The organism is Pseudomonas protegens CHA0 (assembly GCF_000397205.1).
In the GTDB taxonomy this organism is placed as follows: Bacteria; Pseudomonadota; Gammaproteobacteria; order Pseudomonadales; family Pseudomonadaceae; genus Aquipseudomonas; species Aquipseudomonas protegens.
Map to the genome: position 1 here is coordinate 6,049,814 of NC_021237.1, position 14,578 is coordinate 6,064,391.

Annotated in this window: 11 protein-coding genes; 7 read left to right on the plus strand and 4 right to left on the minus strand. The window is 64.1% G+C overall.

What is annotated here, in order from left to right; all coding sequences use genetic code 11:
- Positions 1-168: 168 nt before the first annotated feature.
- The 3 genes from PFLCHA0_RS27070 (at position 169) to PFLCHA0_RS27080 (ending at position 3,116) form a co-directional block, all read left to right on the plus strand.
- Entirely contained in the window at positions 169-624 is a 456-nt protein-coding gene (locus tag PFLCHA0_RS27070) for a MaoC family dehydratase (protein WP_015637175.1), read from the plus strand.
- A gap of 103 nt (positions 625-727) precedes the next feature.
- Positions 728-2,446 carry a C13 family peptidase gene (locus PFLCHA0_RS27075; protein ID WP_011063681.1) on the plus strand — a complete coding sequence of 573 codons (1,719 nt, stop codon included), beginning with the start codon at positions 728-730 and terminating at the stop codon, positions 2,444-2,446.
- Between the two features lie 28 nt (positions 2,447-2,474).
- Positions 2,475-3,116, plus strand: coding sequence for an oxidoreductase (locus tag PFLCHA0_RS27080; protein ID WP_011063682.1), 642 nt, complete (start codon positions 2,475-2,477; stop codon positions 3,114-3,116).
- Positions 3,117-3,176: 60 nt separating this feature from the next.
- On the opposite strand, the gene PFLCHA0_RS27085 is transcribed toward PFLCHA0_RS27080, so the two are convergent.
- The 4 genes from PFLCHA0_RS27085 to PFLCHA0_RS27100 all read right to left on the minus strand — a co-directional run bounded on the left by PFLCHA0_RS27085 (position 3,177) and on the right by PFLCHA0_RS27100 (position 7,489).
- Positions 3,177-3,464, minus strand: a complete 288-nt coding sequence (locus PFLCHA0_RS27085; protein WP_015637176.1) for a YceK/YidQ family lipoprotein — start codon at positions 3,462-3,464, stop codon at positions 3,177-3,179.
- Complete coding sequence (gene ubiX, locus PFLCHA0_RS27090; RefSeq protein WP_011063684.1) at positions 3,457-4,089, minus strand: flavin prenyltransferase UbiX; 633 nt, start codon at positions 4,087-4,089, stop codon at positions 3,457-3,459. Before ubiX ends, PFLCHA0_RS27085 begins: the two co-directional genes overlap by 8 nt.
- Positions 4,086-5,435 (minus strand): UDP-N-acetylmuramate:L-alanyl-gamma-D-glutamyl-meso-diaminopimelate ligase, encoded by a 1,350-nt coding sequence (gene mpl, locus PFLCHA0_RS27095; RefSeq protein WP_015637177.1) that lies wholly within the window; start codon positions 5,433-5,435, stop codon positions 4,086-4,088. Before mpl ends, ubiX begins: the two co-directional genes overlap by 4 nt.
- A gap of 131 nt (positions 5,436-5,566) precedes the next feature.
- Positions 5,567-7,489, minus strand: a complete 1,923-nt coding sequence (locus PFLCHA0_RS27100) for a sigma-54-dependent Fis family transcriptional regulator (RefSeq protein ID WP_015637178.1) — start codon at positions 7,487-7,489, stop codon at positions 5,567-5,569.
- A gap of 375 nt (positions 7,490-7,864) precedes the next feature.
- Between PFLCHA0_RS27100 and exaC the strand changes: the two genes are divergently transcribed.
- The 4 genes from exaC to PFLCHA0_RS27120 all read left to right on the plus strand — a co-directional run bounded on the left by exaC (position 7,865) and on the right by PFLCHA0_RS27120 (position 14,530).
- On the plus strand, positions 7,865-9,385 hold the full coding sequence (gene exaC, locus PFLCHA0_RS27105) for an acetaldehyde dehydrogenase ExaC (protein WP_011063687.1): 1,521 nt from the start codon (positions 7,865-7,867) through the stop codon (positions 9,383-9,385).
- Between the two features lie 177 nt (positions 9,386-9,562).
- A complete protein-coding gene (eutH, locus tag PFLCHA0_RS27110; RefSeq protein ID WP_011063688.1) occupies positions 9,563-10,843 on the plus strand; it encodes an ethanolamine utilization protein EutH in 1,281 nt (426 codons plus the stop codon).
- A gap of 25 nt (positions 10,844-10,868) precedes the next feature.
- Entirely contained in the window at positions 10,869-12,305 is a 1,437-nt protein-coding gene (locus PFLCHA0_RS27115; RefSeq protein ID WP_015637179.1) for an ethanolamine ammonia-lyase reactivating factor EutA, read from the plus strand.
- Positions 12,306-12,334: 29 nt separating this feature from the next.
- A complete protein-coding gene (locus PFLCHA0_RS27120; protein WP_015637180.1) occupies positions 12,335-14,530 on the plus strand; it encodes an ethanolamine ammonia-lyase in 2,196 nt (731 codons plus the stop codon).
- The last annotated feature ends 48 nt before the right edge of the window (positions 14,531-14,578 follow it).

A 14,578-nucleotide genomic window follows, 5' to 3' on the forward strand; every position in this document is an offset into this window, starting at 1 on the left:
CAGCCAGATCCCGTCGCGCATTATAAGCACGCAGGTGCTATGAACCGGCATTCGCCAAAAGCATGGATGTTTACCGGGAAGGATCGCCATGATGATCTAAAGTGGAAGTTTCAGAGCGCACCACACAACGTCGAATACTAATAAATCGTTGATCCAAGGAGAGTCTCAATGCCCCATGTTCCTGTTGCAGAGCTCAAAGATTATGTCGGGAAGGAACTCGGACGTTCCCCATGGCTCACCATCGACCAGGAGCGCATCAACCTCTTCGCCGAGGCGACCGGTGACTTCCAGTTCATCCACGTGGATCCGGTCAAGGCCGCACAGACCCCGTTCGGCAGCACCATTGCCCACGGTTTCCTGACCCTGTCGCTGATCCCCAAACTGATGGAAGACATCCTCGTGCTGCCCCAGGGCCTGAAGATGGTGGTCAACTACGGCCTGGACAGCGTGCGTTTCATCCAGCCGGTGCCAGTCAATTCCAAGGTGCGGCTCAAGGTCGACCTGACTGAAGTCACCGAAAAGAAACCCGGTCAGTGGCTGCTCAAGGCGACTGCCACCCTGGAAATCGACGGCCAGGAAAAACCGGCCTATATCGCCGAGCCGCTGTCGCTCTGTTTCGTCTGAAATCCCTCCGATGCGAAACAGCTCACGCTGTTTCGCTCAACCTCTCTATATATAAGACACACCGCTGCGGCATACTCGGTCCCCTAATTATCCGGAACCCGTTATGCGCCCACTTGCACCCCTGGTTTTGACCCTATTGCTCAGTGCCTGTGGCGACGGCGAATCGCTGTTGCCACCCGATGCCCGCCTGCCGGACGGCGGGCGCTATCGAGGCGACCTGGTCAATGGCCTGCTCCAGGGACAAGGGCGCATCGACTACCCCAACGGCAGTTGGTACGCCGGCCAGTTCGACAAGGGCCAGTGGCATGGCCAGGGGGAATGGCACGGCAGCAACGGCGAGGTCTATCGCGGCCAGTTCCAGCAAGGGCTGTTCCATGGTCAGGGCACCCTGACCACCAAGGACAGCAGCTACAGCGGCGGCTTCAAGCTCGGCCGCCGGGATGGCGAAGGCACCCTCAAAGAAGACGGCATGACCTACCGCGGCGAATTCAAGGCCGACCTGTATTCGGGCCTCGGGCGCCTGGAACTGGACGACGGCAGCCAGTACCAGGGCCAGTTCGCCAAGGGCAAGCCCAATGGCGAAGGCCAGCGCAGCGACGCCAGCGGCAACCAGTTCACCGGCAACTTCGTCAACGGCCAGCTGGAAGGCAACGGCACCTTCAACAGTGCCGAAGGCGACATCTACGTTGGCGGCTTCAAGCACAACCAGCTCAACGGCAAGGGCCGCTACGAAAACTCCGACGGCGACGTCTGGATCGGCCAGTTCAAGGAAGGCGCCCTGAGTGGCAAGGGCGAACTGACCGGCGCCGACGGCAGCCACTATGTCGGCACCTTCAGCGACTGGCGCTTCAGCGGTGAGGGGCGGCTAAATCTCAGCGATGGCAGCTTCTACGTTGGCGGCTTCGACAGTGACAACTACCAAGGCCACGGCGTACTGGTACTGCGCGATGGCAGCGTGCAAAGCGGTGTGTGGAACAACGGCCTGCGGGTTCGCGACGCCGATGGCAAGCTACTGCCAGACCCGCTGGAAACTGCGCTGCTGGTCCAGGGCCGCTTGCTCAAGGAAGCCCTCGATACGGTGCCCGCCTCCACCCCGGCCATCGAACTCTACAGCCTGACCCTGGCCGGCGACGGCAAGCAGAGCGTGTTCCTGCGCGAGGCCGACTATGTCAGCAACATGCTCGCCAGTCGCTTCGGCGCCTACGGCCAGATCCGCCTGGTCAATCACCGCGACCACCTGATGAACCGGCCCATGGCCACCCGGGAAAACCTGCGCCGCGCCGCCCAGACCCTGGCCGAACGCAGCGGCCCGGAAGACCTGGTGTTCATCTACCTCACCAGCCACGGCACCAGCGCCCACGAACTGGTGCTGGACCAGCCGCGCCTGGAGCTGGCAGACCTGCCCGCCGATGAACTGGCCACCGCCCTGGCCCCGCTGAAGAACCGCGACAAGATCATCGTCATCTCTTCCTGCTACTCCGGCGGCTTCATCCCGGCCCTCAAGGATGAGCGAACCCTGATCATGACCGCATCTCAGGCAGACCGAGTGTCCTTCGGCTGCTCGGAAGAGGCCGACTTCACCTACTTTGGCGATGCCCTGTTCGCCCAGGCGCTGAACCAGACCGACGACCTGGAACATGCATTCAAGCTGGCCCGGGGCATCGTTGCCGAGCGTGAGCAGGCAGACGGCTTCGAAGCGTCGGAACCGCAGATCTGGGCGCCCAGAGGCGTCATTGCCCATTGGCAACAATTGCGCAAGCAGCAGGCACGAAAGGCCCTGCAGAGTGTCTCTATAAGCAGCAAGGAAGCACAGAGCAACTAAGCTGAAACAGTATCAAGGGGGAATGACCATGTACTTGACGCCTCAGCATATCCTGCTCGCCGGCGCCTCCGGCCTGACCGGGGAGCAACTGCTCGATCGTCTGCTCAACGAGCCCACCATCACCCGCGTCCTCGCGCCCAGCAGACGCCCACTGAGCGAACACCCACGCCTGGAAAACCCGGTCGGCGACCCCGCCGTATTCCTGCCGCAACTCAGCGGCAAAGTGGAAATCGCCTTCTGCTGCCTGGGTACCACCCTCAAGCAGGCCGGTTCCGAAGCCGCTTTTCGCGCGGTGGACCTGGACATGGTGGTGGCCTTCGGCAAACGCGCGCGGGAGCTGGGCGCACGGCACCTGATCGTGATCAGCGCCCTGGGCGCCGACCCCAAGTCGTCGATCTTCTACAACCGGGTCAAAGGTGAAATGGAAGAAGCGCTGAAACTGCAGGGCTGGCCACAACTGACCATCTGCCGGCCATCACTGCTGCTGGGGGATCGCATCGAGCCGCGCCTGGGCGAACAGCTGGCCGGACCACTGTCGCGGCTGATACCGGGCAAGTACCGCGGGATCGAAGCCTGCCAACTGGCCCGGGCCATGTGGCGCCTGGCCCTGGAAGAGCAGACCGGCACGCGGATCGTCGAGTCCGACGAACTACGCAAGCTGGGCAAATGAATCGCTCGCCCGCAAGCCGCTCCTGCACGTACCTGTAGGAGCCGGCTTGCCGGCGAAGCACTACAACCCGCCCGTTGCCTGAAACCCCACCCCCAATACCGTCAGCACCGACAGCGGCAGCAACAGGGTATCGAGCAGGGCACTGGCTGGCAGATCCACGCCAGGATAGCTCGGTGCCTCAGCGCCAAAGCGGTCCATGGCGCAGCACCCACCCTGCATCGCATACAAGTCCAGGCGCGTCCCCGAATACACCACCGGCGCCCCGGGCTGGGCGGCATTCAAGGTCCGGGCCGTGGCACAGCCGCCCAGTTGCAGGGCGGCCAACAGCACCAGCAGGGGCTTACTCATCGCTGCTCAGATGATGCTCGCCCCAGCGCGGCAACATGTCCTGCGGGATGTTCAACAGATTGAGAATCCGCGCGACGACAAAATCCACCAGGTCATCGATGGTCTGCGGCTGGTGATAGAAGCCCGGCGAGGCCGGCAGAATGGTCACGCCCATGTTCGACAACTTGAGCATGTGCTCCAGGTGAATGCTGGAGTACGGCGCCTCGCGAGGCACCAGAATCAACTGCCGGCGCTCCTTGAGGGTCACGTCCGCGGCGCGCTCGATCAGGTTGTTGCAGGCACCGGTGGCAATCGCCGACAAGGTACCGGTGGAGCACGGCACCACTACCATCGCCGCCGGCGAGCCGGAGCCCGAGGCCACCGGCGACATCCAGTCCTCCTTGCCATAAACGCGGATCTGCCCCGCCGACGCACCGGTGTATTCGGTGAGGAAGGCCTGCATGGTCTGCGGCTTGGGCGGCAGGGTCACATCGGTTTCCGTGGCCATGACCAACTGCGCAGCCTTGGAGATCAGAAAATGCACCTCCCGGTCCTCACGCACCAGGCAGTCCAGCAGGCGCAGGCCGTACTGGGCGCCCGAGGCACCGGTCATGGCCAGGGTGATGCGTTCCGGGCCGTTGTTCATCGCAGCGCCTCGGCCAGTTTGCCGTGCAGGCCGCCAAAGCCGCCGTTGCTCATGATCACCACCTGGGTGCCCGGCTTGGCCTGGCTCTTCACCCGCTCGATGATGCCTTCCAGAGAGTCGCTGACAATCGACGGCACCGTGCACAAGGCCGCCGTGGCGGCCAGATCCCAGCCCAGGTTGGCCGGGGCATACCAGATCACCTGATCGGCCTGGTTGACGCTTTCCGGCAGGCCATCACGGTGCGCGCCGAGCTTCATGGAGTTGGAGCGCGGCTCGATGATGGCGATCACCGGGGCATCGCCAACCCGCTTGCGCAAGCCATCCAGCGTAGTGGCGATGGCCGTCGGGTGATGGGCGAAATCATCGTAGATGGTCACGCCATGCACTTCGGCGACTTTCTCCATGCGCCGCTTCACGCTCTTGAACGCGCTCAGGCCGGCAATGCCCATCGACGGCACCACGCCCACATGGCGTGCCGCAGCCAGGGTGGCCAGGGCATTGGCAACGTTGTGCTGGCCGGTCAGCTCCCACTCCACCACGCCCTGGCTCACGCCTTCGAACATCACCTCGAAGGCCGAACCGTCGGCGCTCAGCAACTTGACCTGCCACTGGCCACCGGCGCCGGTAGTCTGCACCGGGGTCCAGCAGCCCATCTCGATCACCCGCTGCAAGGCAGGCTCGGTGGTGGGATGGATCACCAGGCCTTCGCTGGGAATGGTCCGCACCAGATGGTGGAACTGCCGCTCGATAGCCGGAAGATCAGGGAAGATGTCCGCATGATCGAATTCCAGGTTATTGAGGATCGCGGTCCGTGGGCGGTAGTGGACGAACTTCGAGCGCTTGTCGAAGAAGGCGCTGTCGTACTCATCAGCCTCGATCACGAAGAACGGCGTACCTCCCAAGCGCGCGGAGACGGCGAAATTCTGTGGCACGCCGCCGATCAGGAAGCCCGGGCTCATGCCCGCATGCTCCAGGACCCAGGCCAGCATGCTGCTGGTGGTGGTCTTGCCGTGGGTCCCGGCCACCGCCAGTACCCAACGCCCCTGCAGCACATAGTCGGCCAGCCATTGCGGGCCGGACACATAGGGCAGGCCCTTGTTCAGCACGTACTCCACCGCCGGGTTGCCGCGGGACATGGCATTGCCGATCACCACCAGGTCCGGCGCCGGGTCCAGCTGGGCAGGATCGTAGCCCTGGGTCAGCTCGATGCCCTGGGCCTGCAACTGGGTGCTCATCGGTGGATACACGTTAGCGTCGGAACCGGTGACGTGATGGCCCAGCTCTTTGGCCAGAACCGCCATCGACCCCATGAAAGTGCCGCAGATACCGAGAATATGGATGTGCATAGTCGACCTCAAAAAACATCGGCGCAGGTTAGCGTAGAGGGCTGCAAATCGCACCCATTAGCTGACCGGGAGGTTGCTGCTGGCATGCGCTGGCGCAAGCCCGACGGGCCAGCAGCGGCCGGCAGCTCGGACTATCGCGCGATGCCGTGCTTGCGCAGCTTTCTATAGAGGGTGTTGCGGCTCACGCCCAACTGCTCGGCGGTATGGGTCATGTGCCAGCGCTGCTGCTCCAGGGCCGCCAGCAACGCCACCCGCTCGGCGTCCTCCAGTGGCCGCTCCAGCACCTCTGCTACCGCTTCGCCCAGCGGCGCCGGGCGGCTGTGGCGGATCAGCGGCGGCAGATCATCCAGGCCAATGCGGCCGTTTTCACACAAGGCCGCCAGGGTGCGCAGCACGTTGCGCAATTGCCGCACGTTACCCGGCCAGGAATAACTCAACAGGCTCTGGCGCACCGCGTCCTCCAGCATCACCGGCTGGCCGCCCGCCTCTTCGGCCAGGAGGAAATCCAGCAACTGGGATTTGTCGCTGCGATCGCGCAAGGCCGGCAAGGCGATCTCCAGGCCATTGAGCCGGTAATACAGGTCCTCACGGAAGCTACCGTCGCGCACCCGCTCCAGCAGGTCACGGTGGGTCGCGCTGATGATGCGCACGTTGACCGGTTGCGGCTCGCCGCCGATCGGCACCACCAGCCGATCCTCCAGTACCCGCAGCAAACGGGTCTGCAGGGCCAGGGGCATATCGCCGATTTCATCGAGGAACAGGGTACCGCCATCGGCCTGCTGCAACTTGCCGCGCATGCCCTCCTTGCGCGCCCCGGTAAAGCTGCCGCCGCGATAACCGAACAGCTCGCTCTCGATCAGGCTTTCCGGGATAGCCGCGCAGTTGAGCGCGACAAAGGCCTTGCCCGCCCGCGCGCTGCCCTGGTGCACCGCCTTGGCGAAGGCCTCCTTGCCGGAGCCGGTCTCGCCATTGATCAGCAACGGCACATCGCGCTCGAACACTCGCGAGGCGCGGCGAAAATCGTTCTGCAGGCCGTCATCCCCCAGGCAGATCCCCGAGGGCCGCGCCGGCGCAATGGCCTGCGGTGCCCGCAGCACCGCTGGTTGTGCGGCCGGCTGTGGCTGGCCGCGCAACAAGGCGAACAGGCGTCGCCCGTCCCGGGTGCGCAATGGCCAACTGGCGCTGGCATTGATACTGGCGCGGCCGAGCAGTTCATCCAGGGAGCAGTCGAAAAAGCTTTCCACCGGCTTGCCCAGCAACCCGCCGCGAATATGCCCCAGCAGGTTCAGGGCGCTCTGGTTCACCGCACAGATCCGGCCATCGCCATCGAACGCCAGCAGGCCCTCGCTGAACAGCCCCACCGACTCCGCCTGCAGATGAAAGCGCAGTAGCCACTGGTTCTCGAAATAACGCAGGAAATAGCAGCTCTCGATCATCTTCGCCGACAGATTGACCAGGGCCATGGTGTGGAACTGGCTCTGCCGGGACACGTCCTGGCGCGCCGACGACACATCCAGCACCGCCAGCAACTCGCCATGGGGGTCGAACACCGGGCTCGCAGAGCAGGTCAGGCCGGTGTGCCGGCCGCGGAAATGCTCGCCCTGGTGAATGGTCAGCGGCTGGCGCTCCACCAGGCAGGTGCCGATGCCGTTGGTGCCCTCCCGGGCCTCGCTCCAATCGGCGCCCAGCCACAGTCCGGCATGCTCGAAGATCTTGCGTTCGCTGGGGGCGGTAATGCAGTTGAGGATCACGCCCCGGGCATCGGTCAGCAGCACCGCATGCCCGGCGCCGGACAGTTGTTGGTGCAGGTTGGCCATCTCGGTGCCGGCAATCTGCAAGACATCTTGCAGGCGCTCGCGGCTCTCCAACAGGCGGCCATGTTCAAGCACCGTAGGGGCCATGACCTGGGCCGGGTCGAGATGATAGTCCTCGAGGCAGCGCAGCCAGGAGCGGGCAATGGAAGGATCGCTGCCCGGGCCCTGCAAATGAGCCTTGCCCTGGGCCACGGTGAGCACCTGCTGGGCATGCCGGCTCAAGTAATTGCTAGTGTGCATTTCTTATTATTCTCCTGCTGCGCTGTCACGCTCAGACGAAATACTGTCGCCACTGCCGGGCTGCAATCGACTACGAAGGAGGAATGCTCATCAGACTTGTCCGACAAGATTCGACACGCGAACCAGCATCCTCCAGGCGCTGCTGCATTGCAATGCCGGCTTGACTCCCGAGTCACAGGTTGTGCCACTTAGGTTACAAACTGTCACTCAAGCCTGTACCGGATCCGTCACAGCGCCCCGTAGCGGTCCCCTCGAAACATCCGCAAACCCTTGATGCATATGGCCTGTAGCACGCTGGCCCGACCTTTGCTCTACGCTTGATATGCGCTACGGCGCGTCCTCCCCCATAAGCATAAAAGCCAGGAGATACCCACCATGCGTTACGCACACCCCGGTACTGAAGGCGCTATCGTTTCGTTCAAGAGCAAGTACGGTAACTACATCGGCGGCGAATTCGTCGCGCCTGTCAAAGGCCAGTACTTCACCAACACCTCGCCGGTCAACGGCCAGCCAATTGCCGAATTCCCCCGCTCCACCGCCGAAGACATCGACAAGGCGCTGGACGCTGCCCACGCCGCCGCCGACGCCTGGGGCGCCACCTCGGTGCAGGCGCGCTCGCTGATCCTGCTGAAGATTGCCGACCGCATCGAACAGAACCTCGAACTGCTGGCCATCACCGAAACCTGGGACAACGGCAAGGCCGTGCGCGAAACCCTGAACGCCGACATTCCCCTGGCCGCCGACCACTTCCGCTACTTCGCCGGTTGCCTGCGGGCCCAGGAAGGCAGCGCTGCGGAAATCGACGGCAACACCGTGGCCTATCACATCCATGAACCCCTGGGCGTGGTCGGGCAGATCATCCCGTGGAACTTCCCGATCCTGATGGCCGCCTGGAAACTCGCCCCGGCCCTGGCAGCGGGCAACTGCGTGGTACTCAAGCCCGCCGAGCAGACCCCGCTGGGCATCACCGTGCTCATGGAAGTGATCGGCGACCTGCTGCCACCCGGCGTACTCAACGTGGTGCAAGGTTTTGGCCGCGAAGCCGGCGAAGCCCTGGCCACCAGCAAGCGCATCGCCAAGATCGCCTTCACCGGCTCGACTCCGGTGGGCTCGCACATCATGAAGTGCGCCGCCGAGAACATCATTCCGTCCACCGTGGAACTGGGCGGCAAGTCGCCGAACATCTTCTTCGAAGACATCATGCAGGCCGAGCCCAAGTTCATCGAAAAGGCCGCCGAAGGCCTGGTGCTGGCATTCTTCAACCAGGGTGAAGTCTGCACCTGCCCATCCCGCGCCCTGGTGCAGGAATCGATCTACGACGAATTCATGCAAGTGGTGATGAAGAAGATCGAGCAGATCAAGCGTGGCGACCCACTGGACACCGACACCATGGTCGGCGCCCAGGCTTCCGAGCAGCAGTTCGACAAGATCCTCTCCTACCTCGACATCGCCAAGAACGAAGGTGCGCAGCTGCTCACCGGCGGCAAGGTGGAAAAACTCGAGGGCGACCTGTCCAGCGGCTACTACATCCAGCCGACCCTGCTCAAGGGCACCAACAAGATGCGCGTGTTCCAGGAGGAAATCTTCGGCCCGGTGGTCAGCGTCACCACCTTCAAGGACGAAGCCGAAGCCCTGGCGATCGCCAACGACACCGAGTTCGGCCTGGGTGCCGGGGTCTGGACCCGCGACATCAACCGCGCCTACCGCATGGGCCGCGGGATCAAGGCCGGCCGCGTCTGGACCAACTGCTACCACCTGTACCCGGCCCACGCCGCGTTCGGTGGCTACAAGAAATCCGGCGTCGGCCGTGAAACCCACAAGATGATGCTCGACCACTACCAGCAGACCAAGAACCTGCTGGTGAGCTACGACATCAACCCGCTGGGCTTCTTCTGATCGATCCTCCCGGCGGCACAGGCCGCCGGGAGGCCTTTTCGCGGCCCTGCCGCACAGGTTCACCTGCTCTGATCCGGTGCCGACGGCTTGCCGGACGGGACACTGCTGTCGGAAGTTCTGCGCCAAACCAGTCGTGCACAGACCCTGCTTGAAAAACAATAACAAGGGACAAACGCAATGGATCAGATCGGCAACTACGTGCTCTACCTCATCATGCTCTGCGCCGTACTTGGCGCCTTCGCCGCCATTTATGACAGCGAGCGAGGCCTGGGCAAGGAATTCATGGAAGGCATTCACGCCACCGGCTACATCTTCGTGCCGGCCGCGGGCATCATGGCCTCCATCCCCTATCTCACCGTGGTCATCGAAACCGTCTTCGGACCGTTCTTCAATTCCCTGGGAGCCGATCCGGCCCTGGCGGCGACCATGATCATCGCCTCGGACATGGGCGGCTATCAGCTGGCCTCGGCCCTGGCCGCCAGTAAGGAAGCGCTGGTAATGGCGCTGATCACCGGCTTCATGGGTGGCGCCACCATCGTCTTCTCGATCCCCATGGGCCTGGCGATGCTCGACAAGCGCGACCACAAGTACATGGCCCTGGGGATCATGTCCGGGATCCTCACCATTCCCGTGGGCGTAATGATCGCCAGCCTGATCCTGGCCTTCAGCAACCCGCAGGTACGCGAACTGGTCAGCACCAGCGGCGAAGCCAGCTACCAACTGGCCCTGGGCCTGGGCAGCATCTTCGCCAACCTGCTGCCGATCCTGATCTTCGTCGTGGCCCTGGCCCTGGGCCTGCGCTTTTTGCCGGACATGATGATCAAGGGTTTCATCATCTTCGGCCGGGCAATGGATGCGGCGATCAAACTGGTACTGGTGTTCTCCATCGTCGAGTACTTCACCGGGGCCTTCTCCGCGGTGTTCGGCGGCTGGGGCTTCCACCCGATCATCGCCGACGCCGAGGACCAGACCCGCGCCCTGGAAACCGCCGGCTACATCGGCATCATGCTGGCCGGCGCCTTCCCCATGGTCTACCTGCTGCGCAAGTACCTGGGCAAGCCCCTGGAAAACCTCGGCGGCAAGATCGGCCTCAGCGCGGTAGGCAGTGCCGGCATGCTGGCCACCATCGCCAACATCCTGGCCATGTTCCGCCTGGTGCGCTTCATGCCGCCCAAGGACAAGGTGGTGAACATCGCCTTCGGTGTCTGCGCCGCCTTCCTGCTGGGGGACCACCTGTCCTTCACCGCCAACTTCCAGCCGACCATCATCCTCCCGGTATTGATCGGCAAGATCAGCGCCGGCTTCGTCGCGGTGGGACTGGCCTATTGGCTATCGGTGCCCAAGGCCCTGCAACTGGAAGCCCAGGACCGGGCTGCCGGAATCATCGGCGAAGGCGAGTACCTGGGCGGTACGGCCCTGGAAACCCCGGAACCGGCAGGCCAGAAGGCCACGGCCTGACTCCGGCGCGGCGAGGAACGCCTGCATGCAAGCCTTCACCGGCGGCGCCCAGGTCTTGCTGCTGGGGCTGGACTTCGGGTCCACCACCAGCAGCGTGCTGATTGCCCAGGCCAGCCTCAGCAGCCACTGCATCACCGGGCGCATGGCCCTCAACGAACCTCGGGTGCTGTTTCGCGGCGACCCGGTGTTCACGCCCTTCAAGGATGAGGTCATCGATGAAGCCGCGATCCGCGGCCTGATCGAAACCTGGCTTGAACAGGCGGACGTGCGCCCGCAGCAGTTGTTTTCCGGCGGGGTGATCATCACCGGGCTGGCGGCCCGGCGGCACAACGCCCAGGCCCTGGCGCAACTGGTGGGGCAACTGATCGGTAACGCACTGATCACCCGTGCCGACGATGGCGGGCTGGAGTCCTGGCTGGCGTTCATGGGCAGTTGCTCGGCCCTGAGCCGCTTTCACGCGCAGCAGCCCATGCTCAACCTGGATATCGGCGGTGGCACCACCAATGCCGCCTGGGGCCTGGAGGGCAATGTGCTGGCCAGCGGTTGCCATTTCATCGGTGCCCGGCACCTGCAATTCGAGCCGGGCAGCTATCGGCTCAGCGGAATGTCGGAGTTCGGCCGGGCCCTGCTCGATCACCTGGCGATTGGCAAAACATCCGGGCAACTCCTCGACAGCTCACAACTGCAGGCCGTGCTGGATTGGTACATCGACGCCCTGCTGGCGCTCGTGTCGGGGGACCGAGCGTTCTTCGCCAGCCCGCTGGGCCGGTTGACGGAGCAACTGCCGCTGAACCTGCCGGCTCACGAACCTGATGTGGCGCTGACCTTTTCCGGTGGCGTCGGCGAGTTGCTGTATCGGCACTTGCAGGGTGAAACCCTGCCCGGCACCACCCACTACGGCGACCTGGGCATCGACCTGGCCCTGGCCATTGCCCGCCAGCCGCGGCTGGTGCGTGACGCCCGCCGCCTGGTCCCGGAAAACCGTGGCCGGGCCACGGTCTACGGGCTGACCCTGCACAACACCGAAATCTCCGGCAGCACCTTGTTCCTGCCCCGGCCCGAGGCACTGCCGCTCAAGGACCTGCCCATCGTTGCCCGTCTATCGGTGCGCGCCTCCCGGCAGCAACTGGAGGCGGCCCTGGAACTGGCCCTGAGCAGCCGCGACGGTGCCTGCCTGCAACTGCTCGATGGCGGCCAGGCGCCGGGCCTGGAAGAAATACGCCACCTCGGCGCCCTGCTGTGCCGGGCCCTGGGCACTGCTCGCCCGGCTGCCCAATGGCCGCTGGTGCTGCTGTTGGAGAGCAACGTCGGCAAGGTCCTGGGCAACTACGCCACGGATTGGGGGCGCAGTTCTTGCAACCTGATCGTCATCGACGAAGTACGTGAACGCTCGGCGCACTTCATCAATCTGGGAACACCCCATCAGCACATAGTGCCCGTCGCCTTTTACGGTGTGCACTGATGCCGATGCCGGCCAAGGAGAGTCTTGCCATGTCACTCACCGAACTGCAGCACATCCGCCTTCCCGTCGTCCCGGCCGAACGTGGCTACAGCACCCGCGTGCTGGATCGCCAGATCGCCTTCGACAGCCTCAAGGCGGTGCTCGGCGCCGCCGACATCAGCAAGGCCGGGGACCGCGTGGCGGGGCTGGCCGCCGTGGATGAAATCACTCGCGAAGCAGCGCGCAAGGTGCTCTCGGAACTGACCCTGGATCACTATTTCCAGCACCCGCTGACCGACCGCCACGGCCATATCGACAGTGTCATGCAGGTCAACTACGACATCGACCACGAAGTGTTCGGGGAAATCGCCCCTCTTACCCTGGGCGCCCTGAAAGATCGCCTGCTGCGCAGCCACGGCACCGAAATACGCCGCATCGGCCGCGCCCTGACCGGGGTAATGGTGGCCGCCCTGGCCAAGCTGCTGGATGTGCATGAACTGATCCTGCTGTCGAAAAAGCTCAAGAGTGGCGCGGCCGCCAAGGCCCGAACCCTGGTGGGCCTGCCCGGTACTCTGTCGTCGCGGCTGCAGCCCAACCATCCCACCGACAACCTCAGCGGCATCACCCTGCTGGTCTACACCGGCCTGAGCATGGGCTCGGGGGACGCGTTGATCGGCCTCAACCCGGCCATCGACACCGTGGACAACATCAGCGCCACGCTCCACCACCTGGACAAGCTGCGCCGGGAAACGGGAGCACCCACCCAAATCTGCGTGCTGTCCCATATCAAGACCCAACTGGCCTGCCTCGACCAGGGCGCTCCAGTAGAGATCATGTTCCAGAGCCTGGCGGGCACCGAACGTACCCTGACCGACGAGTTCGACGTTACCGTGCAACTGCTGGACCAGGCCTGGCAGACCATGGCCGAGCGCGGCCCGCTGCGGGACGTGGCGGAAAACTTCATGTACTTCGAGACTGGCCAGGGCAGCGAGCTGACCTACGGCAAGCACGAAGGCATCGACATGACCACCTGCGAAGCCCTGTGCTATGGGCTTGCCCGGCGCTACCGGCCGTACATGGTGAACAACGTCACCGGCTTCATCGGCCCGGAAACCCACCTCGACAACTTCGAGATGACCTATTCCTGCCTGCAGGACCAGTTCATGGGCAAGTTGCTGGGGCTGCCCATGGGCATGGCCCCCTGCTACACCCTGCACTCGCAAGTGACCCTGGAAGGCCAGCAGATGGCCACCGAATTGCTGACTGCCGCAGGCGCCAACTTCTTCATGGACGTGTACCTGAGCACCGACCGCATGCTCGCCTACTTCGACACCAGCGCCCACGACAACCAGACCCTGCGCGAGGTGCACGACCTGGCACCGGCCCCGGAATACCTGCGCTGGGCCCTGGGCAAGGGGATTTTCCAGGAAGACGCCCACGGCAACGTGGAACGCGGGCCGAACTGGGGCAACCCGCGGATTTTCTGCCAGTCGGACATCGACTTCCAGCGCCTGCTGGAATCCACCCCGGCCACCTACGGCTTCGACAACGCCGGGCCGCGCCCGGCCAACAGCGTGTCGCGTACGGTGCGCGCCAACCTGGCAGTGGCCCGCGAGGCAATCTACGTCGACTTGCGCCCCAGCGAAATCGGCGCCATTGCCCTGCGCGAGCTGCGTACCGCTGCCCCGGACAAGCTGGCTCACCTGCAAGACCCGGAGCTGGGCGCGCGGCTGACCGAGGAAGTGCTGCGGCGCCTTAAACCGGAATACAACGACGTGCAGATCGTGATTTCCGACGGCCTCAGCGCCGAGGCCATCCACCACAACATTCCCGAGCTGCTGCCGGTGCTGATGGATGGCCTGCTGAGTCGCGAGCTGCGCATCGGCCAGCCGATCCTCGCGCCCTATGGCCGGGTCAAGCTGGCGGAGTCGGTGGGCGAGGCCCTGCAACCCCAGCTGATCATCGTGCTGATCGGCGAGCGGCCCGGCGGCGATGCCCTGGCCTCACGGAGCATGTCCGCCTATCTGGGCTACCGCCTGCCGGACGACCAGGCGCGCCGCGCCGCCGCCCAGTTCAGCGGCAATGCCGACATTCGCTATGAATACACAGTGATCTCGAACATCTACAGCGGTGGCCTGCCGCCGCTGGAAGGCGGCAGCCTGGTGGCGGAAAAGGCCTTTGCCATCCTCCATCACCGGGCTGCCGGCAACCGTCTGGAAAACCTGCTGAAGAAGGTGGCATCCTGATGATCCGCCAGCACTCGGCAACGCCCCTACATCGTTGAAACGGAGACT

Excerpts from the sequence above, each read along its gene's own strand:
- PFLCHA0_RS27120 (WP_015637180.1), top strand. The coding sequence starts at position 12,335 with ATGTCACTCACCGAACTGCAGCACATCCGCCTTCCCGTCGTCCCGGCC.
- PFLCHA0_RS27075 (WP_011063681.1), top strand. The coding sequence starts at position 728 with ATGCGCCCACTTGCACCCCTGGTTTTGACCCTATTGCTCAGTGCCTGT.
- eutH (WP_011063688.1), top strand. The coding sequence starts at position 9,563 with ATGGATCAGATCGGCAACTACGTGCTCTACCTCATCATGCTCTGCGCC.
- ubiX (WP_011063684.1), bottom strand. The coding sequence starts at position 4,089 with ATGAACAACGGCCCGGAACGCATCACCCTGGCCATGACCGGTGCCTCG.
- exaC (WP_011063687.1), top strand. The coding sequence starts at position 7,865 with ATGCGTTACGCACACCCCGGTACTGAAGGCGCTATCGTTTCGTTCAAG.
- mpl (WP_015637177.1), bottom strand. The coding sequence starts at position 5,435 with ATGCACATCCATATTCTCGGTATCTGCGGCACTTTCATGGGGTCGATG.
- PFLCHA0_RS27115 (WP_015637179.1), top strand. The coding sequence starts at position 10,869 with ATGCAAGCCTTCACCGGCGGCGCCCAGGTCTTGCTGCTGGGGCTGGAC.
- PFLCHA0_RS27085 (WP_015637176.1), bottom strand. The coding sequence starts at position 3,464 with ATGAGTAAGCCCCTGCTGGTGCTGTTGGCCGCCCTGCAACTGGGCGGC.
- PFLCHA0_RS27080 (WP_011063682.1), top strand. The coding sequence starts at position 2,475 with ATGTACTTGACGCCTCAGCATATCCTGCTCGCCGGCGCCTCCGGCCTG.
- PFLCHA0_RS27070 (WP_015637175.1), top strand. The coding sequence starts at position 169 with ATGCCCCATGTTCCTGTTGCAGAGCTCAAAGATTATGTCGGGAAGGAA.
- PFLCHA0_RS27100 (WP_015637178.1), bottom strand. The coding sequence starts at position 7,489 with ATGCACACTAGCAATTACTTGAGCCGGCATGCCCAGCAGGTGCTCACC.